23 protein-coding genes and 1 tRNA gene are annotated in these 24,266 nt (G+C 29.3%); 8 read left to right on the top strand and 16 right to left on the bottom strand.

The features are described from left to right. Positions 1 to 126: 126 nt before the first annotated feature. The 3 genes from proS (at position 127) to rpsT (ending at position 2,043) form a co-directional block, all read left to right on the top strand. Positions 127 to 1,602 (top strand): proline--tRNA ligase, encoded by a 1,476-nt coding sequence (gene proS / locus ACFOWD_RS01560; protein ID WP_377407543.1) that lies wholly within the window; start codon positions 127 to 129, stop codon positions 1,600 to 1,602. Between the two features lie 85 nt (positions 1,603 to 1,687). After that, positions 1,688 to 1,759: transfer RNA gene (locus tag ACFOWD_RS01555), tRNA-Glu, on the top strand. Between the two features lie 32 nt (positions 1,760 to 1,791). Then, on the top strand, positions 1,792 to 2,043 hold the full coding sequence (gene rpsT, locus ACFOWD_RS01550) for a 30S ribosomal protein S20 (RefSeq protein WP_298989376.1): 252 nt from the start codon (positions 1,792 to 1,794) through the stop codon (positions 2,041 to 2,043). Positions 2,044 to 2,112: 69 nt separating this feature from the next. Here rpsT and rodA read toward each other — a convergent pair whose 3' ends face one another. The 7 genes from rodA to ACFOWD_RS01515 form a co-directional block, all read right to left on the bottom strand. Continuing rightward, positions 2,113 to 3,393, bottom strand: coding sequence for a rod shape-determining protein RodA (gene rodA, locus ACFOWD_RS01545; protein WP_377407540.1), 1,281 nt, complete (start codon positions 3,391 to 3,393; stop codon positions 2,113 to 2,115). Further along, on the bottom strand, positions 3,374 to 5,263 hold the full coding sequence (gene mrdA, locus ACFOWD_RS01540) for a penicillin-binding protein 2 (RefSeq protein WP_377407538.1): 1,890 nt from the start codon (positions 5,261 to 5,263) through the stop codon (positions 3,374 to 3,376). The genes rodA and mrdA overlap by 20 nt, the downstream gene beginning before the upstream one ends. Before the next feature lie 2 nt (positions 5,264 to 5,265). After that, complete coding sequence (gene mreD / locus ACFOWD_RS01535) at positions 5,266 to 5,769, bottom strand: rod shape-determining protein MreD (protein ID WP_377407536.1); 504 nt, start codon at positions 5,767 to 5,769, stop codon at positions 5,266 to 5,268. Beyond that, complete coding sequence (gene mreC / locus ACFOWD_RS01530) at positions 5,762 to 6,589, bottom strand: rod shape-determining protein MreC (protein ID WP_377407534.1); 828 nt, start codon at positions 6,587 to 6,589, stop codon at positions 5,762 to 5,764. The genes mreD and mreC overlap by 8 nt, the downstream gene beginning before the upstream one ends. Positions 6,590 to 6,606: 17 nt before the next feature. Next, positions 6,607 to 7,635, bottom strand: a complete 1,029-nt coding sequence (locus ACFOWD_RS01525; RefSeq protein WP_298989358.1) for a rod shape-determining protein — start codon at positions 7,633 to 7,635, stop codon at positions 6,607 to 6,609. Positions 7,636 to 7,710: 75 nt separating this feature from the next. After that, the gene (gene purH / locus ACFOWD_RS01520) at positions 7,711 to 9,240 is read right to left on the bottom strand and encodes a bifunctional phosphoribosylaminoimidazolecarboxamide formyltransferase/IMP cyclohydrolase (protein WP_298989356.1); all 1,530 of its coding nucleotides are present in this window, start codon (positions 9,238 to 9,240) and stop codon (positions 7,711 to 7,713) included. A 398-nt stretch (positions 9,241 to 9,638) separates the two neighbouring features. Then, positions 9,639 to 10,091: a GAF domain-containing protein gene (locus tag ACFOWD_RS01515; RefSeq protein ID WP_377407531.1), complete on the bottom strand. Its 453-nt coding sequence runs from the start codon at positions 10,089 to 10,091 to the stop codon at positions 9,639 to 9,641. 135 nt (positions 10,092 to 10,226) lie between these two features. Between ACFOWD_RS01515 and ACFOWD_RS01510 the strand changes: the two genes are divergently transcribed. From ACFOWD_RS01510 to ACFOWD_RS01495, 4 genes are all read left to right on the top strand, one after another. Next, entirely contained in the window at positions 10,227 to 10,631 is a 405-nt protein-coding gene (locus tag ACFOWD_RS01510) for an HYC_CC_PP family protein (RefSeq protein ID WP_377407529.1), read from the top strand. Positions 10,632 to 10,712: 81 nt separating this feature from the next. Further along, the gene (locus tag ACFOWD_RS01505) at positions 10,713 to 12,953 is read left to right on the top strand and encodes a TonB-dependent receptor (RefSeq protein ID WP_377407527.1); all 2,241 of its coding nucleotides are present in this window, start codon (positions 10,713 to 10,715) and stop codon (positions 12,951 to 12,953) included. A gap of 108 nt (positions 12,954 to 13,061) precedes the next feature. Further along, on the top strand, positions 13,062 to 13,463 hold the full coding sequence (locus ACFOWD_RS01500) for a heavy-metal-associated domain-containing protein (RefSeq protein WP_377407526.1): 402 nt from the start codon (positions 13,062 to 13,064) through the stop codon (positions 13,461 to 13,463). A 1-nt stretch (position 13,464) separates the two neighbouring features. Further along, a complete protein-coding gene (locus ACFOWD_RS01495; protein ID WP_298989343.1) occupies positions 13,465 to 14,190 on the top strand; it encodes a heavy-metal-associated domain-containing protein in 726 nt (241 codons plus the stop codon). Positions 14,191 to 14,260: 70 nt separating this feature from the next. On the opposite strand, the gene ACFOWD_RS01490 is transcribed toward ACFOWD_RS01495, so the two are convergent. The 9 genes from ACFOWD_RS01490 to miaB form a co-directional block, all read right to left on the bottom strand. Then, on the bottom strand, positions 14,261 to 14,770 hold the full coding sequence (locus ACFOWD_RS01490; protein WP_377407524.1) for a hypothetical protein: 510 nt from the start codon (positions 14,768 to 14,770) through the stop codon (positions 14,261 to 14,263). Between the two features lie 115 nt (positions 14,771 to 14,885). Next, complete coding sequence (gene groL, locus ACFOWD_RS01485; RefSeq protein WP_298989339.1) at positions 14,886 to 16,523, bottom strand: chaperonin GroEL; 1,638 nt, start codon at positions 16,521 to 16,523, stop codon at positions 14,886 to 14,888. A 19-nt stretch (positions 16,524 to 16,542) separates the two neighbouring features. Further along, entirely contained in the window at positions 16,543 to 16,818 is a 276-nt protein-coding gene (locus ACFOWD_RS01480) for a co-chaperone GroES (protein WP_298989336.1), read from the bottom strand. A 179-nt stretch (positions 16,819 to 16,997) separates the two neighbouring features. Beyond that, positions 16,998 to 17,330 (bottom strand): preprotein translocase subunit SecG, encoded by a 333-nt coding sequence (gene secG / locus ACFOWD_RS01475; RefSeq protein ID WP_298989333.1) that lies wholly within the window; start codon positions 17,328 to 17,330, stop codon positions 16,998 to 17,000. After that, entirely contained in the window at positions 17,327 to 18,079 is a 753-nt protein-coding gene (locus ACFOWD_RS01470; protein ID WP_377407521.1) for a hypothetical protein, read from the bottom strand. Before ACFOWD_RS01470 ends, secG begins: the two co-directional genes overlap by 4 nt. A gap of 19 nt (positions 18,080 to 18,098) precedes the next feature. Continuing rightward, complete coding sequence (locus tag ACFOWD_RS01465) at positions 18,099 to 18,599, bottom strand: LptE family protein (RefSeq protein WP_377407519.1); 501 nt, start codon at positions 18,597 to 18,599, stop codon at positions 18,099 to 18,101. Position 18,600: 1 nt separating this feature from the next. Further along, a complete protein-coding gene (locus tag ACFOWD_RS01460; RefSeq protein ID WP_298989327.1) occupies positions 18,601 to 18,792 on the bottom strand; it encodes a hypothetical protein in 192 nt (63 codons plus the stop codon). 1 nt (position 18,793) lies between these two features. After that, positions 18,794 to 20,017, bottom strand: coding sequence for a sigma-54 interaction domain-containing protein (locus ACFOWD_RS01455; protein ID WP_377407517.1), 1,224 nt, complete (start codon positions 20,015 to 20,017; stop codon positions 18,794 to 18,796). Positions 20,018 to 20,101: 84 nt separating this feature from the next. Next, on the bottom strand, positions 20,102 to 21,556 hold the full coding sequence (miaB, locus tag ACFOWD_RS01450; protein WP_377407515.1) for a tRNA (N6-isopentenyl adenosine(37)-C2)-methylthiotransferase MiaB: 1,455 nt from the start codon (positions 21,554 to 21,556) through the stop codon (positions 20,102 to 20,104). Between the two features lie 202 nt (positions 21,557 to 21,758). On the opposite strand from miaB, the gene topA reads away from it, so the two are divergent. After that, positions 21,759 to 24,242 (top strand): type I DNA topoisomerase, encoded by a 2,484-nt coding sequence (gene topA, locus ACFOWD_RS01445; protein ID WP_377407513.1) that lies wholly within the window; start codon positions 21,759 to 21,761, stop codon positions 24,240 to 24,242. Positions 24,243 to 24,266 lie beyond the last annotated feature (24 nt).

Here is a 24,266-nt window from a genome sequence, read left to right as displayed (position 1 = left end):
ATAATCTAATAATTTTGCATCCAAAACACTAAATTATGCTAATTTTGTACCCGATTTTAAAAATTTGAAATAATTTAACAAGAATTTCATTTAATAATAATCAACATTTGTGCCAAAAATATATTTATGAGCAAGAAGTTAACGAAAAGATCAGAAGATTATTCAAAGTGGTATAACGAATTAGTAGTAAAAGCTGATTTAGCTGAAAATTCTGCTGTTAGAGGTTGTATGGTTATAAAACCTTATGGTTTTGCTATTTGGGAAAAAATGCAAGCAGAATTAGATAGGATGTTTAAAGAAACTGGTCATCAAAATGCGTATTTTCCTTTATTTGTTCCAAAAAGTTTATTTGAGGCTGAAGAAAAAAATGCTGAAGGTTTTGCAAAAGAGTGCGCAGTTGTTACGCATTATCGTTTGCAGAATGACCCTGATAATGAAGGTAAATTAAGGGTAGACCCTGAGGCTAAGTTAGAAGAAGAGTTAGTTGTAAGACCAACATCAGAAGCAATTATTTGGAATACTTATAAAGGATGGATACAATCTTATAGAGATTTACCATTACTAATAAATCAATGGGCAAATGTTGTAAGATGGGAAATGCGTACTAGATTATTTTTAAGAACTGCAGAATTTTTATGGCAAGAAGGTCATACAGCACATGCTACTAAAACTGAAGCAATTGCAGAAGCAAAGCAAATGCAAGAGGTTTATGCAGAATTTGCAGAAAATTTTATGGCAATGCCAGTAGTAAAAGGAGTGAAGTCAGATAGTGAACGTTTTGCAGGTGCTGAAGATACTTATACAATAGAAGCTTTAATGCAAGATGGAAAAGCTTTACAAGCTGGGACAAGCCATTTCTTAGGGCAAAATTTTGCTGAAGCTTTTGATGTTAAATTTACCAATAAAGAAGGTAAGCAAGATTATGTTTGGGCAACTTCTTGGGGAGTTTCTACGCGTTTAATAGGTGGTTTAATTATGACACATTCAGATGACAATGGGTTAGTATTGCCTCCAAAGTTAGCTCCAATTCAAGTTGTAATTGTTCCTATATATAAAGGACAAGATCAATTAGATGCAATTTCAGAAAAAGCAAAATCAATTCAATCAGATTTAAGAAGAAAAGGAATTTCTGTAAAATTTGATGATAGAGATACTTTTAGACCAGGAGCAAAGTTTGCAGAATATGAATTAAAGGGAGTTCCTGTTAGAATTGCAATTGGAAATAGAGATTTAGAAAACGGAACATTAGAAATAGCAAGAAGAGATACCTTCGAAAAACAAATTGTTAATCAAGACGATTCTGTAAACTTTATTGAAAATTTACTAGAAGAAATCCAAGTTAATTTATTTCAAAAGGCAATTGATTTTAGAAAACAAAACACTTCTATTGTTGACGATTTTAAAGAATTTAAGAAAGCTATAAAAAAAGGAGGCTTTGTTTCTGCACATTGGGATGGTACAGAAGAAACTGAAGATAGAATTAAAGAATATACAAAAGCAACCATTAGATGTATACCTAATGATGCTAAAGAGGAATCTGGTGTTTGTGTTTTGACTGGAAAACCATCAAACAAAAGGGTGCTTTTTGCTAAAGCATATTAAAAAAATAAATTTTTTAAAAAAATATTGCAGATTTTTAAAAACATTGTATATTTGCATCCGCAATTGAAGATTATTTAATTGTTTTGGTCCGTTCGTCTAGGGGTTAGGACGCCAGGTTTTCATCCTGGTAACACGGGTTCGATTCCCGTACGGACTACAAATTTTTATTAAAAATAAAGAAATAGAATAATGGCAAATCATAAGTCAGCATTAAAAAGAATCAGAAGTAACGAAGCAAAGAGGTTACGTAATAAATATCAGCATAAAACAACAAGAAATGCTGTTAGAGATTTACGTGCTATTGAAGATAAAAAAGAAGCTGAAGGTAAATTACCTAATGTTATTTCTATGTTAGATAAATTAGCTAAAAATAATATCATACACGATAATAAAGCAGCTAATTTAAAATCTAAATTAACAAAACACGTTGCTGCTTTATAATTATAAGTAGTAAAAAATAAAAAAACTCTGAATTTAAATTCAGAGTTTTTTTTTATGCTTTAATTTTTTTTAAAAATCATAGTTTTTATGAGCATCAAGTCTTATAAAAATAAATAGAAGAATAGTAAAACCCCATAAAGAAGAGCCACCATAACTAAAAAAAGGTAATGGAATACCAACAGTTGGTAGTAAGCCAATTACCATACCTATATTAACTGCTACATGAAAAAATAATATTGATGCCACTCCATAACCATAAATTCTTCCAAATTTATTGGTGTGAGTCTCTGCTAAATATATAATTCTAAATAATAATAGCATAAAGAATAGTATAACTAAACTAGTGCCTAAAAAACCCCACTCTTCCCCAATTGTACTAAAAATATAGTCTGTATCTTGTTCTGGTACAAAATCCCCTTGAGTTAAATCTCCCTTTAAAAAACCTTTTCCAAAGTAACTACCAGAACTAATAGTAAATTCTGATTGATATGAGTTATAGCCAATATTTTTATTATCGACTTTAAGACCTAAAAGAACTTCGAAACGATCTCTATGATGTTGTTTAAATACATTATTATAAATGTATGCAGTTCCAAAAGTAAACAATGCTATAATAGTGTATAGACCAATAATTTTATACCAGTTAAATCTTAAAAATCTTTTTCCTCCTTTATAAATTAAATAGATTAAAATAATACTTATAATTACATATAATGATAAGAGAATTTTACTCACACCAAATAATACTGTTAAGAAGAAAATAGAAATACAAGTAACACCAATAATAATATAGTTTAGTGTTAATCCTTCTCTGTTTAAGACAAAAAAGAAAGATAAATATATAAGTGCAGATCCAGCATCTGGTTGTAAAGTAATAAGTAATGCTGGTAAGAAAATAATAATGAAAGCTTTAATTTGATTTTTTACTAATTTTAGATTGTATTGTCTATCACTCATTAATTTTGCAATACCTAAAGTTGTGCAAGCTTTTACAAATTCTGATGGTTGTAGGCTCATAAACCCAAAATTAAACCAAGATTTTGCTCCATTTATTTCTTTACCAAAAGGAAATAAAAATACTAATGCAATTATTGAAATTACATAAAATATACTAGCGTATTTCTCATAAAATTTAGAATTAAAAAATAGTATTAGTATTATGAGAGGGATACATAGGCCAATCCAAATTAGTTGTTTACCATATCTTTTAGAAAAGTCTAGTATTTCAAAATTGTTTTCTTCTACAATGGCAGCATAGATATTTAACCAGCCAAAACCAACTAAAACAATGTAAAAAAAAACTAAAATCCAATCTACACCTGCAAAAATATTATTTCGTTCCTGACGCAAATTCTTCTGGATTTGTTAGCTGCAAATCATAAATATTTTGCAAACTTAAGTTTAACATATTTTGCTCTCTATATTTATTGGCTTTTGAAATAAAACCATTAATATATTTTTCAACAATAAGGCTTGTTATCGGGGCTGCAATTGTAGATCCATAACCTCCATTCTCTACAAAAACAGCTAAGGCAATTTTGGGATTATCTTTTGGTGCAAACGCAACTAAAATAGAATGATCTTGTAATTGAATTACTTTACCTTCTTTTCTAATAAAATTTTCTGCTGTACCAGTTTTTCCGCAAATTGGTATTCCTTTCACTTGACTCCATTTTCCTGTTCCTGTTTTAAAAACTTCATGCATAGCTTCTATTACAGGTTCAAAATGTGGTTTGTCTATTGTGGTTTTTTTTGGATTAATATATTTAGGGTCATCTATAGATCTGTCATCAATTCTTTTTACAATATGAGGTGTATAAAAGAAACCTCTATTTGCAATAGCAGCTGTAAAATTAGCCAATTGTATTGGTGTTGTTAAAATTTCACCTTGCCCAATAGCATTTGATATATTAGAAGACCCATTCCAAGCATATTTTAGTCTACTATCATAATATTTTCCATCAGGAATTAAGCCAGGAACTCCTGCAGGTAAATCATATCCTAAATAATTTCCAAGACCAAAACTAGATATGTGTTTGTTCCAATTATCTAAGCCTTCTGAAGGTTTATTATTATTTTCTACAATTCTTTTATAGGTATTTGAAAAATAGCTATTACAAGATCTAGCAATTGCAGTTTTTAATCGAATTGGTCTACCATAAATATCACAATGGCATTTCATAAATTCATTAGATCTATTTCCATATCTAAATCCTCCATAGCAAGTGAAACTAGTATTTGTGTTAATTACATTTTCTTGCAATCCAATAAGAGCATTCATCATTTTAAATGGAGAACCTGGAGGATAAGCAGCAAGTAAGCCTCTATCAAAAGTTGGTTTTTCTATACTATCTAATTTAAAAAGTTTATATGAGTTAGGAGATCTTTTTCTACCAACTAACATATTAGGATCGTAAGAAGGGGCTGTAACTAAAGCTAAAATTTCTCCAGAAGAAGGTTCAATAGCAACAATGCCACCTCTTTTTCCTTTCATTAATTTTTGAGCATATAGTTGTAACTCTATGTCTAGTGTTAATGTTAAATCTTTTCCGTTTTCTGGTAAAGTATCATAAGCCCCATTTTTATAGGACCCTGTTACTCTATTAAATCTATTTCTATGTAAATATCTTTTCCCTTTTTTACCTCTTAAAACATCCTCATATTGTCTTTCTACACCATCTTTACCTTCTAATTCTCCTTGTTGATAGTAATTGTTATTTCTAGCTTTTTGTTCATTTACTTCGCCAATATAACCTAAAACATTAGCTGCTGCATTTATTGGATAATCTCTGATTATTCTTTTCTGAATGTAAAATCCTTGATATTTATGTAGTTTTTCTTGTAAGTAAGCAAAATCTTCTTTAGCAAGTTGTTTTAAAAATACTGAAGGTAAATAAGAAGCGTAATTTTCAGCTTTTTTAAAACGTCTTTTAAAATCTTTTTTAGAAATTTTTAAGAGTTTACAAAATTCAAGAGTATCTATTTCTTTAACTTGATTAGGTTGAACCATAACATCATAAGAAAGTTGATTGGCTACTAATAATTTACCATTTCTATCATAAATATAACCTCTTTCTGGATAGTTGTATTCTACTTTTACTGCAGCATTTCTAATTGGGTCATAGTTTTCTCCTTCAATTACTTGAAGTTGAAAAAGTCTACCAATAAAGATAAAACCAGTTATGGTTATTAGAAAATAAAGTAAAAAGCTTCTTTGCATTGTTAATTTTTCTTCTTAAAAATGTACGCACCTAGAAAAAACAAAATTAAAGTAAAAATACTTGAAAACAATGTGTTTAGTAATACGTTTGAAAAATTTTGAAAACTAAAATTAGCAAAAGAAAAGTATATGAAATGATGTATAACTGTTAAAGTTACTACATAATTGAAAACTTTACCAAAAGGTTCTGAGTTTAAATTAAAAAATGGGTAATCTACAGCTGTTTTTTTTAGATATAAACGAATAAAAAATAATCGAATATAAGCTATGAAAACTATAGAAAGGGCATGTATGCCTCCTGTATCAGAAAAAAAGTCTATAGAAATACCTAATAAAAAACAATAAAATAAAAATGGAATTCTATTTTCCTTTAAAGGATAATAAAAAACAAAAGCGATGTAAACGTAAGGATTAATAAAACCTAAAAACAAGATGTTATTTAAAATTAATACTTGTAAAAGCAGTAAAGAAAAAAACAGTGTTATTGTACTAAGAGGATTATTCATTGTTTTCTAAATTTTTAATTTCAATTTTATCGAAATTTTTAACAATGTATATGTATCCTAAATTACTCATATCATTAAATAAAGTAACATCAACTTTATTGTCTGCTGTATTACCATTATTTATTTTTGATATTGTACCTATTAAAATTCCTTCAGGAAAAATAGTGGATTTTCCATCAGTTTCTATAGTATCTCCAATTTTTAAAGGTGCTTGTCTTGGAATATCATATAACTGAACAGTTTTATAATCTTTTCCATCCCAACTTAATGTTCCAAAATAGTTTGTATTTTTCAGTCGAGCATTAATTCTACTATCTCTATTTAAAATGGATTGAATTCTAGTGTAATTCGTAGATGTGTTTTCTGTAATTCCAATTATTCCCTTACTATTAAAAGCAGCCATTTCCTTAGAAATACCGTCTTTTTGCCCTTTATTTACAGTTAAAAAATTAAATTGTTTACTGTAATTATTATTAATGATTTTTGCTGAAATATAACTATATTTTTGTCTAAACTTACTCGAATCAATTACTGTAAAATCTATTTTATTTAAAGAATCTAAGAAAGACTGTTTTGCTAAAAGATTTTTTAAATAAGTATTTTCTTCAGACAATTTTTGGTTTTCTGATCTTAAATTTAAAAAATCAGAAATATTAGAGAACTGACTATAAAAACCGCCAGTTAAATTATTTGCAGAATTAACAAACTTACTTCTATGAAAGTCTAAGTTGTTAAATGTTAAAGAAAGCGCAATAATTTCTAACAATAAAAAGAATAGAAAGTATTTAAACTTTTGAAAAAAGTAAATAATTTGTTGCATTGTTAGAATTTAAAATGCTAATTCATCAACACATTTTTGTATTTATTTAATTCTTTTAAGGCAATGCCTGTTCCACGAACAACAGCTCTTAAAGGATCTTCTGTTACATAAACTGGTAAATCTGTTTTACGAGATAAACGCTTGTCTAATCCTCTTAACATAGAACCACCACCTGCTAAATAAATTCCAGTATTGTATATATCTGCAGCTAATTCTGGTGGTGTTTTAGATAAAGTCTCCATAACAGCATCTTCAATTCTTAAAATAGATTTATCTAAAGCCTTAGCTATTTCTCTAAAAGAAACTTGAACTTGTTTAGGCTTACCGCTTAATAAATCTCTTCCTTGAACTAACATTTCATCTGGAGGTGTATCTAAATCTTCTGTAGCTGCACCAATTTGAATTTTTACTTTTTCTGCTGTAGTTTCACCAACGTGTAAATTGTGCTGTGTTCTCATGTAATACATAATATCACTTGTAAATAAATCACCAGCAACTTTTACAGATTGATCACACACAATACCACCTAAAGCAATAACTGCAATTTCTGTAGTACCACCACCTATATCAATAATCATGTTTCCTTTTGGCTCCATAATATCTATACCAACACCAATAGCAGCAGCCATTGGCTCGTATATTAAATAGATTTCTTTGGCATTCATATGTTTTGCAGAATCACGAACTGCTCGCTTTTCTACTTCTGTGATTCCTGAAGGGATACAGATTACCATACGTAATGCAGGTGGAAATAATTTCTTTTTAATTGATGGTATTTTCTTTACAAACTCTTTAATCATCTCTTCAGATGCTTGAAAATCTGCAATAACTCCATCTTTTAGAGGACGAATTGTCTTTATATTTTCATGAGTTTTACCTTGCATTAAGTTAGCTTCTTGACCAATTGCAATAATTTTTCCTGTTGTTCTATCTCTAGCAACAATAGAAGGGCTGTCTATAACAACTTTTCCTTCATGGATAATTAATGTATTTGCGGTTCCAAGATCAATCGCAATATCCTCAGTCATAAAATCGAAAAAACCCATATTTATTTTTCTTGTTATTTATTGATGTACTCTTACAAATCTAGTAAATTAAATCTGTAATCACGTAACAAATTCTTAATGTTTAAAATGTCTTGTTCCAGTCATTACCATAGACAAATTATTGTCATTACAATAATCGATACTTAATTGGTCTTTTATAGATCCTCCAGGTTGAATTACACTTTTAATACCTGCTTTATCAGCAATTTCAACACAGTCTGGAAATGGGAAAAAAGCATCACTTGCCATAACTGCACCTTCTAGATCAAACCCAAAATTTCTAGCTTTTTCTATAGCTTGATTTAAGGCATCAACTCTACTTGTTTGTCCTGTACCACTTGCTAGTAACTGTTTATTTTTAGCTAAAACAATAGTATTAGACTTTGTGTTTTTGCAAAGTTTAGAAGCAAATAATAAATCTTCTAACTCGTTTTTAGAAGGATTAGTATTAGTTGCATACGTTAAATCTTCTAATTTATCTGTGACATTATCTTTGTCTTGAACTAAAGCTCCATTTAAACAAGTTCTTATGGTTGTTTTAGGTAGCTCTACTTCTTTTTGAATTAAGATAATTCTATTCTTTTTTCCTTTTAAAATTGATAATGCTTCATCTGTATAACTTGGTGCAATAACAACTTCACAGAATAATTTATGAATCTCTTCTGCTGTTGCAGCATCTATTTCTGTATTTGCTATTAATATTCCACCAAAAGCAGAAACAGGGTCACCAGCTAAAGCATCTACATAAGCTTGTTTAATAGTATCTCTTTGAGCAAAACCACATGCATTATTGTGTTTTAAAATTGCAAAAGTTGGAGCTTCACCTTTAAATTCTTCCATTAAATTTACAGCAGCATCAACGTCTAATAAATTATTGTAGCTTAATTCTTTGCCATGTAATTTGTCGAACATAGCTTCTAAATCTCCAAAGAAAAATCCTTTTTGATGTGGGTTTTCTCCATATCTTAAAACTTGACCCTTTGGTTCACTAATTTTTAATATAGGTTCTTCATGATTGTTAAAGTAATTAAAGATAGCAGTATCATAATGAGAAGAAATATTAAAAGATTTTGCAGCAAATTTTTTACGTTGCTCAATAGAGGTTTCTCCTTTGTTTTCTGATAAAATTTGTAAAAACTCATCATATTGCTCCATAGAAGATACAATAAAAGTGTCTTTAAAATTCTTTGCTGCTGCTCTAATTAGTGATATGCCACCTATATCAATTTTTTCTACAATATCTTGTTCAGAAGCTCCAGAAGCAACTGTTTTTTCAAAAGGATATAAATCTACAATAACTAAGTCTAATTGAGGAATCTCATATTCTTGCATCTCAGCAACATCTCCTTCATGATCTTGTCTGTTTAAGATACCTCCAAAAACTTTTGGATGTAAAGTCTTTACTCTACCACCTAAAATTGATGGGTAAGAGGTTACATCTTCTACAGGTACAACATTTATACCTAATTCTTTAATGAATTTTTCTGTACCACCAGTTGAATATATAGTTACGCCAAGTTCATTTAATTTTTGAACAATTGGTGCTAAACCATCTTTGTGAAATACCGAAATTAATGCAGATTTAATAGTTTTTGAAGCGCTCATTTTATGTAAAATTGTTAAGCAAGCAAAACTACGCAAACCTTACAGAAATCACAATAAAAGATACTCACAAAAAAGAAGAGTAATTAACAATTAAACAGCTTATTAAAACTTGTATAATTATTAATTACTTTCTTAAACTATAAAGTTTTTAAAAATTATTAGAAATTAAATTTTTTACAAAAAATTACTCAGCATTCTCTAAAAAATAACGAATACTGTCTCTAATTTTCTCTAAAAAAGTTAGTGGTTTTTCCTCAAAGTAGAGGTTTCTTTCAAAAATTTGAAAGTTAGGGTTGTTTTTTGTTTTCATCACTTTTGGGGGGTTAATGATTAAACTTAAATTTATATGTGAATATCAAACATACAAAAAAATATTGAAAAATCTAAAAACAAATACCCTATAAAATAGTAGCTACTTTATTACAAACGTACTCTAATAGAATTTCATCATCTTTTGTAAAAGTGTTTGCTATATGAGAGTCTATATCTATTTGACCAATATTTTCACCATCAACAAAAATTGGAATTACAATTTCTGATTTTACCTTCCATCCACAAGAAATATAATTGTCTTGTTCAGTAACATCTTGTACCACAAAATTTTTATTACTTACTGCAACTTGACCACAAATACCTTTTCCAAAAGGTATAGTTGTATGCTCTGTTGGTTCACCTGTAAACTGTGCTAATTTTAATTCGTTTTTATCTCCGTTTTTAAAATAAAAACCAACCCAATCGTAATAAGAAATTTTACTTTCTAAATAATCACAAATCGCTTGAAGCTTTTCTTCTTTAGCTTGTTTTGATGCTATAATAGTATCTATATAATTTTGTAAAACTGTAATTTCCATACCTATCATTATTATATGCAAAAATACTGTAAAATCTATATTTTTATTTATTAAATCGTTTTTTTGTTTCGAAACTTACATACATTTCTTTTTAACATAATCTTTATAAATCTTATTGTAAATTTGCATTTAGAAATGAAAGTTATTTTCTCTAAAATATTATCTATTCTTTTAGCATTAATTGTGCTTTTGTCTACCATGTCTTTTACAGTAGATAAACATTATTGTGGAGAATTTTTAGTTGATGTTTCTTTTACAGGAAAAGCTGAAGGTTGTGGAATGAAAATGGATAATGTTGCTACAACTAAAAAGAAAAATTGTTGTAAAGACGAAGTGCATCATATAGATGGTCAAGACGAATTACAGCAACAATTAAAACAAGAATTTAGTTTTGAGAATCAACAGTTTCTAATTTCATTCGTAATATCTTACCAAGATTTATTTTATAACTCTTTTAGAAATGTAAAGTATTATAAAGATTTTTCTCCTCCAGATATTCCTATAGATTATCAATCTACTTATCAAGTTTATATCATTTGATTTTAATTTTTTCTATTTATTAATCACCTAATGAGGTGTTTAAATTGTAAATATTTAAAAATTAGAATTAAATTTATATACATGAAAACAAAAATTTTAAATAGTTTTTTACTTTTTATTCCTTACATCATCTTTTCTCAAACAACTTTTAAAGGGATGATTATGGATAAAAATAACCCAAAAGATAATCTTGGGGTAGAAGGTGTTTCAGTACATTGGTTAAACACCAATGTTGGCACAACAACAAACGAAAAAGGTTGGTTTACTATACCTTACAAAGAAGAATACAAAAAATTAGTAGTAAGTTACATTGGTTATAAAACAGATACTTTAACGATTACTAATCTAAAACCTATTCATCATTTTTTAACCTTAGAAAGTGAGTTAGATGAAATAACTATTGAAAGCAAAAGAAATGCTGTTCAAAAAAATTCTTTTGCTACAGCTAATATATTTACTGTGAATAGCGAAGAATTATTAAAAGCAGCTTGCTGTAATTTAGCAGAAAGTTTTGAAACAAATCCGTCTATAGATGTTAGTTTTTCTGATGCTTTAACTGGTACTAGACAGATACAAATGTTGGGCTTAAAGAGTCCTTATATATTAATTACTCAAGAAAATGTGCCATCTATTAGAGGTGCATCACAGGCTTATGGTTTAACTTTTACACCTGGTACTTGGGTAGAAAGTATACAGATTTCTAAAGGAGCAGGCACAGTTGTAAATGGTTATGAAAGTATTTCTGGTCAAATCAATACAGAATTAGTAAAACCATTTAGTGATAATACATTATTTGTAAACGGATATGCTAATAGAAATGGTAGGTTAGAATTGAATACTCATTTTAACCAAAAGATTTCTGAAAAATGGTCTACAGGTCTGTATTTACATGGTAATTATAGAGGTGAAAAATTTGATAATAATGGAGATAATTTTTTAGATATGCCATTAGCCAATCAAATTAATATTATGAATCGTTGGCAGTATACTGATGCAGAAAAAGGTTGGGTTAGTTTTATAAACTTTAGGTATTTATCTGATGATAAACAAACAGGAGAAATAGACTTTAACCCTGAATCTGATAAAGGAACAACGAATGCTTGGGGTAGTGAAATTGATACAAAACGTTTTGACTTTACTGCTAAAGTAGGATACGTTTTTCCTGAGTTACCTTTTCAAAGTTTTGGATTTCAATTCGCATATAGTAACCATCAACAAGAATCTTATTTTGGATTAAGAAATTATAATATTTCTCATGAAAGTATTTACAGTAACTTATTGTTTAATTCAATTATTGGTGATACTAGAAACAAATTTAAAACAGGTATTAGTTTTACTCACGATGGTTATAATGAAGATGTTTTTACAAATACATACAATAGAGTAGAGAATAGTGTTGGTACTTTTTTTGAATATGCTTTCGATAATTTAAATAACTTTAGTTACACTGCTGGTTTACGAGTAGATCATCATAATTTATTAGGCACATTTATAACACCTAGATTACATTTTAGATATGTACCTTGGGAAAAAGCAACCTTAAGAGCTTCTGTGGGTAGAGGTATTAGAAGTGCAAATATTTTTGCAGAAAATCAGCAATTATTTGCAAGCTCTAGACAATTAAATATTGATAATGCAAATGGAAACATCTATGGTTTAGACCCAGAAATTGCATGGAACTATGGGTTTTCTTATCTTCAGAAATTCAATTTATTTGGACAAAAAGCAGACATCACTTTAGATTATTATGTAACCGATTTCGAAAATCAAATTGTTGTAGATTGGGAAAATCCACAAGAAATAAATTTCTATAATTTAGAGGGTAGAAGTATAGCTAATAGTTTTCAGGTAGAAGTGAATTATAATTTAGCAGAAGGATTAGACCTAAGAACTGCTTATAAATATTTTGATGTAATTACAGATTATAAGTCTGGCAGATTACAAAAGCCTTTACAACCAAGAAATCGCTTTTTTGCAAATCTTTCTTATGAAACCAATAACGATAATTTTAATCAATGGAGATTTGATGTAACTTTTAATGCAGTTGGAGCTCAACGTTTACCAAACACAAGTGCTAATCCTGTACAATACCAGTTACCAGCATCTGTAAATGGTTTCGAATTGTTAAATTCGCAAATAACCAAAGTGTTTTCTAAAAAGTTTGAAGTTTATATAGGTGCAGAAAACATAACGAATACAAGACAACAAAACCCTGTTTTAGGAAGCGATAATCCTTTTGGTTCAAATTTTGATACCTCTATTGTGTATGCACCAATTTTTGGTAGAATGATTTATACAGGATTTAGATTTAAAATAAATTAACTGTCATTGCAAACATGGTGAAGCAATCTCTTATTAATTTAAAGATTACTTCGTAAACTCGTAAAGACGTAAAACAAATAAAAAAGAATAACAATAAAATTTAAGAACATGAAAAAAATAATTTTAATAGTCATTGTAAGTATTTTAAGCTTTACAGCAAATGCTCAAGAAAAAAACAAAAATGCTAAAGTAACTTTTGAGGTAGATGGTGTATGTGGTATGTGTAAGAAAAGAATAGAAACTGCTGCTCTAAAAACTAAAGGAGTAAAATTTGCATTATGGAATGTTAAAACGCATCAACTAAACTTAATTATGGATGAACGTAAAGTTGAAGTAGGAACTGTACAGCAAAATATAGCAAATGTTGGACATGATATTATCTTAAAAGATAAAAAAATTACAGCAACTTTAAAAGCTTACAACTCTGTAAACCCTTGTTGTAAATATAGAGATGAAAAAGTAGTGCTTGAGCATGAAGGTGGTATGAAAATGCATAAAAAACAAAACTAAGATGAAACATGTATATCGTGTTTCTGGAATGACTTGTAATGGATGTAAAAATTCTGTTGAAAAGTCACTTTCTGAAATAGAAAATATAAAACATGTTTCTGTTGATTTAGAAAAAGAAACTGCAGCAATTGAAATGAAACAACATATAGAAGTTGCTGTGTTGCAAAATGCTCTATCAGAAAAATTTACAATAACTGAGTTGAAAGATAATCATACAACTAAATCTGTAAATGCAGAAGCTGAAGAAAAATCAACAATTAAACAGTTGTATCCTTTATTCTTAATTTTTGCTTTTATTACTACAGCAGCTGTTTTAATAAATATTAATCCTTGGAATACATCAGAATTTATGTTGACATTTATGGGGTTATTTTATGTGGTATTCAGTTTTTTTAAGCTTTTAGATGTAAAAGGATTTGCTATGAGTTTTTCTATGTATGATCCTTTAGCTAAAACAATACCAAATTATGGTTTGGTATATCCTTTTATAGAGTTGGCTTTAGGTATTTTCTTTTTAATGAGATTTCAAATAATAGCAGCTTTACTAATCACATTAGTAATTTTAGGCGTAACAACAATTGGTGTTACCAAATCTTTATTAGATAAAAAAGCAATAAAGTGTGCTTGCTTAGGGTCTGTTTTAAATTTACCAATGACAAAAGCAACATTTATAGAAAATACAATTATGATTGTTATGGCTATTTTTATGTTGATTAACTTATTATAAGTTTTAAAGAGTTGATAATAAAAAAATCCGATTGAATTTTCAATCGGATTTTTTTATTTAAATAATGTCACTAATATCTCACTTCCTCATTATCCATAAGCGTGACATAAATTTTAGTATCAAATTTGTTAAAACGAACAATAGATTTTACATCTTTCATTCTAACGTTAATAATTTTGTCAAGTCTACTTTCTCCATTACCAAAAATTAGCTCACCATCTACATATAAATATGTTCTATTTGTAGGTGTAAAAGAAACATATCTGTTTTCGTGATTAAAACCATTTAGATTAGAGTTGTTTTCTGTATAACTTGCAGATACATAAGCTGATGATTGCATTGCACTTCTGCTATTTCCATAAGCAGAACCATAAAGTGTTTGGCCTGTAAACGAAGTGCCGTTCGAAAATCTAGATTCTTTTCTAAATAAGTCTAATAATAGTAAGTTTTTTCTATATTCTCCATTAGCTTCAAGTACAACAGCTGCATCTTCTATATTAAAAGATTCTTCATTTTTTTGAGCATTACTTGTTAAGGTAAAAATCAAAGAAAAAACAAAAAGGTAGATGAAATTTTTCATAATAGTTGGTTTAAAAGGTTGTACATTATTTAATAAATCCACAAAAAAAATGCCAATTGTTTAACAATTGGCATTTTATACTTATAATGCTATAAGTAAAACTTATTCATAAATTTTACATCATACCTGGCATTCCACCACCCATTGGAGGCATTCCACCACCAGCAGGAGCATCTTCTTTAATGTCTATTAAAGCGCATTCTGTAGTTAAAATCATACCAGCAACAGAAGCTGCATTTTCTAAGGCAACTCTAGTTACTTTTTTAGGATCTATAATCCCTGCATCTAACATATTAACGTATTCGTCAGATTTAGCATCGTAACCAAAGTCCTTTTTACCTTCTAAAACTTTATTGATTACCACAGAACCTTCTCCACCAGCATTTTCTACAATGGTTCTTAAAGGTGCTTCAATAGCTTTGTTTACGATTTGTACACCAGTAGTTTCGTCTAAATTTTCTGTTGCTAATTTCTCTAATACTTTTTTAGCTCTCACTAAAGCAACTCCACCACCAGCAACTATGCCTTCTTCTACAGCAGCTCTTGTTGCATGTAAAGCATCGTCAACTCTATCTTTCTTTTCTTTCATTTCTACTTCAGAAGCAGCACCAACATATAATACAGCAACTCCACCAGCTAATTTTGCTAAACGCTCTTGCAGTTTTTCTTTATCGTAATCAGAAGTAGTTGTTTCTATTTGAGCTTTAATTTGGTTTACTCTAGCTTTAATTGCTTCTGCATCTCCAGAACCATTTACTATAGTAGTGTTATCTTTATCTATAGTTACTGTTTCTGCAGTACCTAATAAATCTAAAGTTGCATTTTCTAAAGAGAATCCTCTTTCTTCAGAAATTACTGTACCACCAGTTAAAATTGCGATGTCTTCTAACATTGCTTTTCTTCTGTCTCCAAAACCAGGAGCTTTTACAGCAGCAATCTTTAAACCACCTCTTAATTTGTTTACTACTAATGTAGCTAGTGCTTGTCCATCTACATCTTCTGCAATTATTAATAAAGGTCTGCTAGATTGTGCAACTGGCTCTAAAATTGGAAGTATCTCTTGTAAGTTAGAAATCTTCTTATCAAATAATAATATGTACGGATTTTCTAAATCTGCAATCATCTTATCTGCATCAGTTACAAAGTAAGGAGATAAATATCCTCTATCAAATTGCATACCTTCTACAACATCTACATAAGTATCTGTACCTTTTGCTTCTTCTACAGTAATAACACCTTCTTTACCAACTTTATCGAAAGCAGTAGCAATTAAATCTCCAATAACAGCATCATTATTAGCAGAAATAGAAGCTACTTGCTGAATTTTATCAGAAGAGTTACCCACTTTTTGAGTTTGTTTTTCTAAATCAGAAACAATAGCTTCAACAGCTTTATCTATACCTCGTTTTAAATCCATAGGATTTGCACCTGCAGCAACGTTTTTTAATCCTTCTTTAACAATTGCTTGTGCTAAAACTGTAGCTGTTGTAGTTCCATCACCAGCTAAATCATTAGTTTTAGAAGCTACTTCTTTTACCATTTGAGCTCCCATGTTTTCAAGCTCGTTTTCTAATTCTACTTCTTTTGCAACAGAAACACCATCTTTAGTTACTGTTGGAGCTCCAAAAGATTTAGAAATAATTACATTTCTTCCTTTTGGTCCTAAAGTTACTTTTACTGCATTTGCTAGAGCGTCAACTCCACGTTTTAAACCATCTCTAGCTTCTATATCAAATTTTATATCTTTTGCCATTTTTCTATATTTTTATCAATTAAACAATTGCTAAAATGTCGCTTTCGCGCATCATTAAATAATCTTTACCTTCTAATTTTAAATCAGTACCTCCATATTTGCTGTATAAAACAGTATCACCCACTTTTACAGTTAAAGGTTCATCTTTTTTTCCATTTCCTACAGCTACAACAGTACCTTTTTGAGGTTTTTCTTTTGCGTTATCTGGTATAATAATTCCAGAAGCAGTTTTAGTTTCTGCTGGAGCAGGTTCTACAAGAACTCTGTCTGCTAAAGGTTTAATGTTTAATCCCATTTTTATATAAATTTTGATTAATTAGTAATTTATTTTATCAGTCTTTAATTAGTCAGAAATTGTGCCATTGGTTTAAAACTGACAATTTTTCTTTTGATTGATTTTTACTCGTAATTTTTAAGCAAAAAAAAATGCCAACGTGTCATTTTCGTTGGCATTTTTTCTAAGTTTTATCAGTCTTATTGAACAGTATCTTTTGTTGCAGGTAATGTGTTTTGCACAGGTGCTGTTGTTTCTACACCTTCTAATGTATTATCTAAGTTTACATTGTTATCACCTTCTCTAGGGATAGCAAAATTAGCTAATAAAATAAGCGCAAACATTGCAATAGCAAGAGTCCAAGTTGTTCTGTCTAAAAAATTATTTGTGTTTTGCACGCCTCCTAAAGATTGTGCTCCTCCACCACCAAAAGAAGAAGATAATCCTCCTCCTTTAGGATTTTGAACCATAACAATTAAAATTAAGGCAACTGCCACAATTAAAATTAAGATTAAAAATGCTGTATAACTCATGATTTATGTTTTTGTAAAATTTCTATTCTTTTAATTTGGTCTGCAAAGAAACCACTTTTTTCTGGATATTTCAAACTTAAAATTCTGTATGCTTGAATGGCGTTTTCATACTTTTTTTGCTCTAAATAAACTTTAGCTAAAGTTTCTGTCATTAAAGCATTATCTTGTTTTGTTTCTGGTATAGATATAGGGATTACTTTATCTTTAGAAACGGGCTCTATTTTCGGGTTATTTTCTATGAATTGATTTATAATTTCTTGCTTCTTGTCTATTAATTTCTCTTTTTTTACTTCTCTAATTATTGGTTTTTTTACTGATAATTGTAACCACTGGTTAAAAGAGAAATTTTCTGAGGCACTAAATTGAATAGGTTTGCCAATAGAAAGCGTTTCTTTAGTTTCTTGAACTTCAGTTTTAGCTTGCTTTTCTTCAGCTTTAATTATTTTTGAAATTGGTTTTTCTTCAATATTAGGCTGAATTGAGTCTGGTTCTTTTATAATTTCTTTTTTAGAAAAATCATTTGAAGTTATGTATTCAAAAAGTATAGTTCTGTCTGTTGTGTAAGCTGCTGTATTTTTTAACTCTTTATTATATTTAAAACTATCTTGATTTTTTAATCCTTTTAAATATAAAGCTCTAGCTGCTTGAAAATATGGATATTTATCAATAACAGTTTTTAAATCTAAAGTAGATTTATGATCTACTTCTTTTTTGTTATTTAAAATTTCTATGAATGTGTTCTTTTCCAAATTTCTTATAAATTCAAAATTACCATTTGGCAACAGAAGCGTTAAAAATATCTTGTGTTATTCTCTCTATAATTTCATCTAAAGCCGTTTCTAAAACGCCTCCTGTTAATTGTGCATTAGCTGCAAAGTCTGAATAAAAAGAGAATGTTTTTTCAAAATCATCTTTTTCATTTTCTTTATTTACAAAACGCACATTTACAGTAACTGTAAGTCTGTTTTGAGCTGCAGTTTGGTTAGAAGTACCACTCATAGGAGTTATTCTATACCCTGTTATTTCTCCACTTAAATACAATTCTCCATTAGATGGTACTAAATTTAAATTGGTTTGTCTAACAAATAAATCTTGTAAATCATTTGTAAAACGCTGTGTTAATTGTGGTTCTACTAAAGGAGCATTATTTGGGAAGAAATCTATCTGTATGGTTTCTGCAGTAGTATTTGTGCCTGTAAAAGAATAAGCTCCACAACCAATTAAAGTTAGAACAGTAATAATTAATAATCCTATTTTTTTTAAACCCATATTAATAAGTGTTAGGTTTTTTCATTGTAATAAATGCATAGAAATAACTGCCTTCTACAGTAAAAGAAACAGAAATTAAACGATAGCCTTTGTAATGTTTTTCATTAATTAAATCTTCTGCTTCACCTCTAATTTTTTCTGAACTATTTGGTCCAAAAGATCTTCTGATTCTAAAAATCTCTACAGCTTTCATACTATAAATCGTATTGTTTTATTTTTCTATATAAGGTTCTTTCAGAAATCCCCAATTCTTTAGCAGCCAATTTACGTTTATTGTTGTTTTTTTCTAAAGATTTTTTAATCATTTCTATTTCTTTGTCTTGTAAAGATAAAGATTCGTCTTCTTCTATGGTTTCAATAAAATCATATTCTTTTTCAGCTGATGAATTTTGAGGAATATTTAATACCTCTATATCATTTTCTCTTAATTTTTGATGACCATATATTTTTTCTAAAAGCTGATGATTTTCTTCTTGTACATCTTCAATATTTCCGTTTTTCATCAAATCTAAAGTCAATTTCTTTAAATCATTGATGTCATTTCGCATATCAAATAGTATTTTATACATGATATCTCGTTCTGTAGAAAAGTCATTTTCTTTTTTACCACCAACAATTGCAGGTAAATTTCCTGAATTATCAGGTAAATATTGTTGTAGTTTTTGAGCGGTAATATTTCTATTTTCTTCAATAACAGAGATTTGTTCAGCTAAGTTTTTTAATTGTCTAATATTACCAGGAAAACGATAGTTTAATAAAATATTTACTGCGGCTTCATCTAATCTAACAGAAGGCATTCTGTATTTTTGAGCAAAATCTGATGCGAATTTTCTAAATAATAGATGAATGTCTTCATTTCGTTCTCTTAAAGGAGGTAAATGAATTTCTACAGTACTTAATCTATAGTATAAATCTTCTCTAAATTTTTCTTTTTCGATGGCAGAACGCATATTTACATTTGTAGCTGCAACTATTCTAACATTGGTTTTTTGTACTTTAGAAGAACCTACTTTTATAAACTCACCATTTTCTAAAACACGTAATAAACGCACTTGTGTGGTTAATGGGAGTTCACCAACTTCATCTAAAAATATAGTACCACCATCAGCAACCTCAAAGTATCCTTTTCTGTCTTGTGTAGCCCCAGTAAATGCGCCTTTTTCATGACCAAAAAGTTCACTATCTATTGTTCCTTCAGGAATGGCTCCACAGTTTACTGCAATGTATTTTGCATGTTTTCTATGTGATAAAGAATGAATTATTTTTGGAATGTTTTCTTTACCCACACCACTTTCTCCTGTTACTAAAACAGAAATATCTGTAGGTGCAACACGCATTGCTTTTTCTATAGCACGATTTAATTGAACATCGTTTCCAATAATTCCAAATCGTTGTTTTATGGCTTGTATACTTTCCATTTTTTTTCTTCTCTAGAATAGAGAAAAAAGAATAGAGAAGAAAGATTGTTCTTTTTTCTAGTCTCTATTTTCTTTTTTCTGTAATCAATTATTATCAGAATAACCAACAGCTGTTCCTTTTAAGGTTGCTGAGGTACAATCTTCTACTTTTACATTTACAAAATCTCCTAATTTATAATGTTCTTTTGGAAAAACAATGACAGTATTTTGCGTATTTCTTCCTTTCCATTCATTAGGGTTTTTCTTAGAAGTTCCTTCAATTAAAACTTCTTCAATTTTTCCTAAATGTTGTTGAGTTCTATATAAACTATGTTTTTGTTGTAAAGCTATAACTTCTTGTAAACGTCTTTTTTTAATGGCTTGTGGCACATCATCATCCATTTTTTTACCAGCTAAAGTTCCTGGTCTTTCTGAATATGCAAACATAAAACCGAAATCATATTTTACATACTCCATTAAATCTAAGGTGTCTTTATGGTCTTCTTCAGTTTCTCCACAAAAACCAACAATCATATCTTGACTTAATGCCATTTCTGGTATGATTTTAAAAATATTATCAACCAACTCCATATACTCTTCACGAGTATGTTGTCTGTTCATCGCTTTTAGCATTTTATTACTTCCACTTTGTACAGGTAAATGAATGTATTTACAAATATTTTTATGTTTAGCCATAGTATAAATTACATCTAAACTCATGTCTTGAGGATTAGATGTAGAAAAACGAAAACGAGTTTTAGGAAACTCTGTGGCACACATATCTAATAGTTGAGCGAAATCTACAGCAGTAGCTTGCGCAATTTCAGAAGCCTTTTTAAAATCTTTTTTCAATCCTCCTCCATACCATAAATAGCTATCTACGTTTTGACCAAGAAGTGTAATCTCTTTAAAGTTTTTATCAACCATTTGTCTAATTTCCTCCAAAATACTCTTTGGATCTCTGCTTCGTTCTCGTCCACGAGTAAAAGGGACTACACAAAAAGTACACATGTTATCACAACCTCTTGTAATAGAAACAAAAGCTGAAACTCCATTTGAGTTTAAACGAACAGGAGCTACATCACCATACGTTTCGTCTTTAGATAAAATTACATTTACAGCATCTCTACCCTCATAAACTTCTTCTAATAAATTAGGTAAATCTTTATATGCATCTGGTCCTACAACTAAATCAACAATTTTCTCTTCTTCTAAAAACTTTTCTTTTAATCGTTCAGCCATACAACCCAAAACACCAACCTTCATGTTTTTGTTTACCTTTTTTACAGCATTGTATTTTTTTAAACGATTACGAACTGTGGTTTCTGCTTTTTCACGAATAGAACAAGTATTTACTAGAACTAAATCTGCTTCTTCTAAAATTTGAGTTGTATTATAGCCTTCTTTATCTAAAATTGCAGCAACTATTTCACTATCATTCATATTCATTTGACAGCCATAACTCTCAATGAATAATTTCTTTGAATTTTCTTTTTTATTTTCAGTTACAAGTGCTTTACCTTGTATTTTTTCATCAATTACTTTTTCAACGTTTTCCATCTGTCTAAATATGATATAAAGGTGGGCAAAGATACAACCAAAATTATATTTTTATGACAAATTGGCAGAAAATATATTGTTGTAATTCTGTTAATTATTTATTGAAAAATGATGAAAAAATTTTTTTTAACAAAAAACTAACTACTTTTGCAGTCGAAAAATTCCCTTATTTTGGGCGATTTTCAGAGATAAAAGAAGATAAATGGCAAAGAATTTAGTTATAGTTGAGTCACCTGCAAAAGCAAAAACCATAGAAAAATTTCTTGGAAAAGATTTTCAAGTAGAATCAAGTTATGGTCATATTGCAGACCTACCCTCTAAAGAATTAGGGATTGATGTAGATGGTGATTTTACTCCAAAATATATAATTTCAGACGACAAAAAACCCGTTGTTAAAAAATTAAAAACCTTAGCAAAAAAAGCAGATACTGTTTGGTTAGCAAGTGATGAAGATAGAGAAGGAGAGGCAATTGCATGGCATTTAAAAGAGCAATTAGACTTAAAAGATGAAAACACAAAACGTATTGTTTTTCATGAAATTACTAAGAAAGCCATTTTAAAAGCAGTCGAAAATCCAAGAGATATAGACTATAATATGGTAAATGCCCAACAAGCACGTAGAGTTTTAGATAGACTTGTAGGTTATGAGCTTTCACCAGTCTTATGGCGTAAAGTAAAAGGAGGATTGTCTGCAGGTAGAGTTCAATCTGTTGCTGTACGTTTAATTGTAGAGCGTGAAAGAAGTATACAAGAATTTAAAGCAGAATCTCATTATAAAGTATTGGCTGAGTTTGCAACAGAAGAAGGAAAAACGTTTAAAGCAACTATACCAAAGAATTTTAATTCTAAAAAAGCTGCTGAGGCATTTTTAAATTCTTGTTCAGACGCAGATTTTACAATCGCAGATTTAACAAAAAAGCCTGCGAAAAAATCACCAGCAGCACCATTTACAACTTCAACTTTACAACAAGAGGCATCTAGAAAATTAGGTTTTCCTGTAGGAAAAACAATGCAAGTTGCACAACGATTGTATGAGGCTGGTTTAATTACTTATATGAGAACAGATAGTGTTAATTTATCTGTAGATGCTAGAAACGAAGCCGAAGAAGAAATTATTGCTTCATATGGTAAAGCTTATAGTAAGCAAAGAACATTTAAGTCTAAAGCAAAAGGAGCTCAAGAAGCTCACGAAGCTATTAGACCTACTAATATGAAAATGCATTCTATTTCTACTGAATATGATCAGAATAGATTATATGATTTGATTTGGAAAAGAACATTAGCTTCACAAATGAGCGATGCTCAATTAGAAAGAACAAATGTAAAGATTGAAAATTCTGAAAATGATAAAGTCTTTACTGCTAATGGAGAAATGATAAAATTCGATGGTTTTCTAAAGGTATATTTAGAAGGTAAAGATGATGATGAAGAGGAACAAGCAGGAATGTTACCTAATTTAAAAGTAAATGATGGTTTAACCTACAATTTCATTAACGCAACACAACGTTTCACAAGTCCACCTTATCGTTTTACAGAAGCATCTTTAGTAAAACAATTAGAAGAATTAGGTATTGGTCGTCCTTCTACATATGCACCTACAATTTCTACTGTACAAAGAAGAGGCTATATAGAAAAAGGACAAAATGAAGGTGTAGAAAGAAATTACGAACAGTTAATTCTTTCAAATGGCGATGTAAAAACACAAACCTTAACCGAAAAAACAGGTTCTAATAAAAACAAATTAGTACCAACAGATATTGGAAATATTGTAAACGACTTTTTAGTAGCTAATTTTTCTAATATTCTAGATTTCGGATTTACAGCCAAAGTAGAAAATTCTTTTGATGACATTTCTGAAGGAGATGAAAATTGGACAGAAATGATTAAAGGTTTTTACCAAAAGTTTCATGATAATGTAGAAGATGTAAAAGAAAATGCTGATAGAGAAAGTGGAGAAAGAATTCTTGGGGAACATCCAAAGAGTGGAAAAACGGTTTTAGTACGTTTGGGTAAATTTGGACCTATTGCTCAAATAGGGGCTCCTGAAGATGAAGAGAAGGAATTTGCTAGTTTAAATCCAGATCAAAACTTAGGTACAATCACTTTAGAGGAAGCTTTAGAATTGTTTTTATTGCCTAAAAAAGTAGGAACATACGAAGATAAAGAAGTAGTTGTAGCGAATGGAAGATTTGGTCCGTATGTAAAATTTGATAAAATGTTTGTTTCACTAGATAAAGGCGAAGATCCTTTTGAAGTAGATTTAAACAGAGCTAAAGAGTTAATAGAAGCTAAAAGAAAAGCAGACGCGCCTATTGCACATTATGAAGATTTACCTGTACAAAAAGGTGTTGGGCGTTTTGGGCCTTTTATAAAGTGGAATGGTATGTTTATTAACGTAAATAAAAAGTATGATTTCGATAATTTATCTCATGATGATATTGTTTCTTTAATTGAAGAAAAAAAGCAAAAAGAGATAGATAAAGTTATTCATAATTGGGAAGACGTAGGTATTAGAGTAGAAAAAGCAAGATGGGGCAGATTTAATGTTTTAAAAGGTAAAATTAAAATTGAATTACCAAAAACTACAGCAATAGAAAAGCTTTCAAAAGAAGAAGCTGTAAAAATGATTGAAGCAAAAGCACCAAAAAAGAAAACTACTAAAAGAAAAACTACCAAAAAAAAATAAAGTTTAATATATTAGCGTACTTAT

Source organism: Polaribacter marinivivus (assembly GCF_042651285.1).
GTDB classification, from domain to species: Bacteria; Bacteroidota; Bacteroidia; order Flavobacteriales; family Flavobacteriaceae; genus Polaribacter; species Polaribacter marinivivus.
This window is presented reverse-complemented; position numbering and strand designations above follow the sequence as displayed.

Coding starts and splice junctions, on each gene's coding strand:
- proS (WP_377407543.1), top strand. CDS start 127: ATGAGCAAGAAGTTAACGAAAAGATCAGAAGATTATTCAAAGTGGTAT.
- ACFOWD_RS01515 (WP_377407531.1), bottom strand. CDS start 10,091: ATGGAAATTACAGTTTTACAAAATTATATAGATACTATTATAGCATCA.
- secG (WP_298989333.1), bottom strand. CDS start 17,330: ATGAGTTATACAGCATTTTTAATCTTAATTTTAATTGTGGCAGTTGCC.
- ACFOWD_RS01500 (WP_377407526.1), top strand. CDS start 13,062: ATGAAAAAAATAATTTTAATAGTCATTGTAAGTATTTTAAGCTTTACA.
- ACFOWD_RS01510 (WP_377407529.1), top strand. CDS start 10,227: ATGAAAGTTATTTTCTCTAAAATATTATCTATTCTTTTAGCATTAATT.
- mreD (WP_377407536.1), bottom strand. CDS start 5,769: ATGAATAATCCTCTTAGTACAATAACACTGTTTTTTTCTTTACTGCTT.
- miaB (WP_377407515.1), bottom strand. CDS start 21,556: ATGGAAAACGTTGAAAAAGTAATTGATGAAAAAATACAAGGTAAAGCA.
- ACFOWD_RS01480 (WP_298989336.1), bottom strand. CDS start 16,818: ATGGGATTAAACATTAAACCTTTAGCAGACAGAGTTCTTGTAGAACCT.
- ACFOWD_RS01505 (WP_377407527.1), top strand. CDS start 10,713: ATGAAAACAAAAATTTTAAATAGTTTTTTACTTTTTATTCCTTACATC.
- ACFOWD_RS01465 (WP_377407519.1), bottom strand. CDS start 18,599: ATGGGTTTAAAAAAAATAGGATTATTAATTATTACTGTTCTAACTTTA.
- ACFOWD_RS01460 (WP_298989327.1), bottom strand. CDS start 18,792: ATGAAAGCTGTAGAGATTTTTAGAATCAGAAGATCTTTTGGACCAAAT.
- ACFOWD_RS01525 (WP_298989358.1), bottom strand. CDS start 7,635: ATGGGTTTTTTCGATTTTATGACTGAGGATATTGCGATTGATCTTGGA.
- purH (WP_298989356.1), bottom strand. CDS start 9,240: ATGAGCGCTTCAAAAACTATTAAATCTGCATTAATTTCGGTATTTCAC.
- mreC (WP_377407534.1), bottom strand. CDS start 6,589: ATGCAACAAATTATTTACTTTTTTCAAAAGTTTAAATACTTTCTATTC.
- topA (WP_377407513.1), top strand. CDS start 21,759: ATGGCAAAGAATTTAGTTATAGTTGAGTCACCTGCAAAAGCAAAAACC.
- ACFOWD_RS01495 (WP_298989343.1), top strand. CDS start 13,465: ATGAAACATGTATATCGTGTTTCTGGAATGACTTGTAATGGATGTAAA.
- mrdA (WP_377407538.1), bottom strand. CDS start 5,263: ATGCAAAGAAGCTTTTTACTTTATTTTCTAATAACCATAACTGGTTTT.
- ACFOWD_RS01490 (WP_377407524.1), bottom strand. CDS start 14,770: ATGAAAAATTTCATCTACCTTTTTGTTTTTTCTTTGATTTTTACCTTA.
- rpsT (WP_298989376.1), top strand. CDS start 1,792: ATGGCAAATCATAAGTCAGCATTAAAAAGAATCAGAAGTAACGAAGCA.
- groL (WP_298989339.1), bottom strand. CDS start 16,523: ATGGCAAAAGATATAAAATTTGATATAGAAGCTAGAGATGGTTTAAAA.
- ACFOWD_RS01455 (WP_377407517.1), bottom strand. CDS start 20,017: ATGGAAAGTATACAAGCCATAAAACAACGATTTGGAATTATTGGAAAC.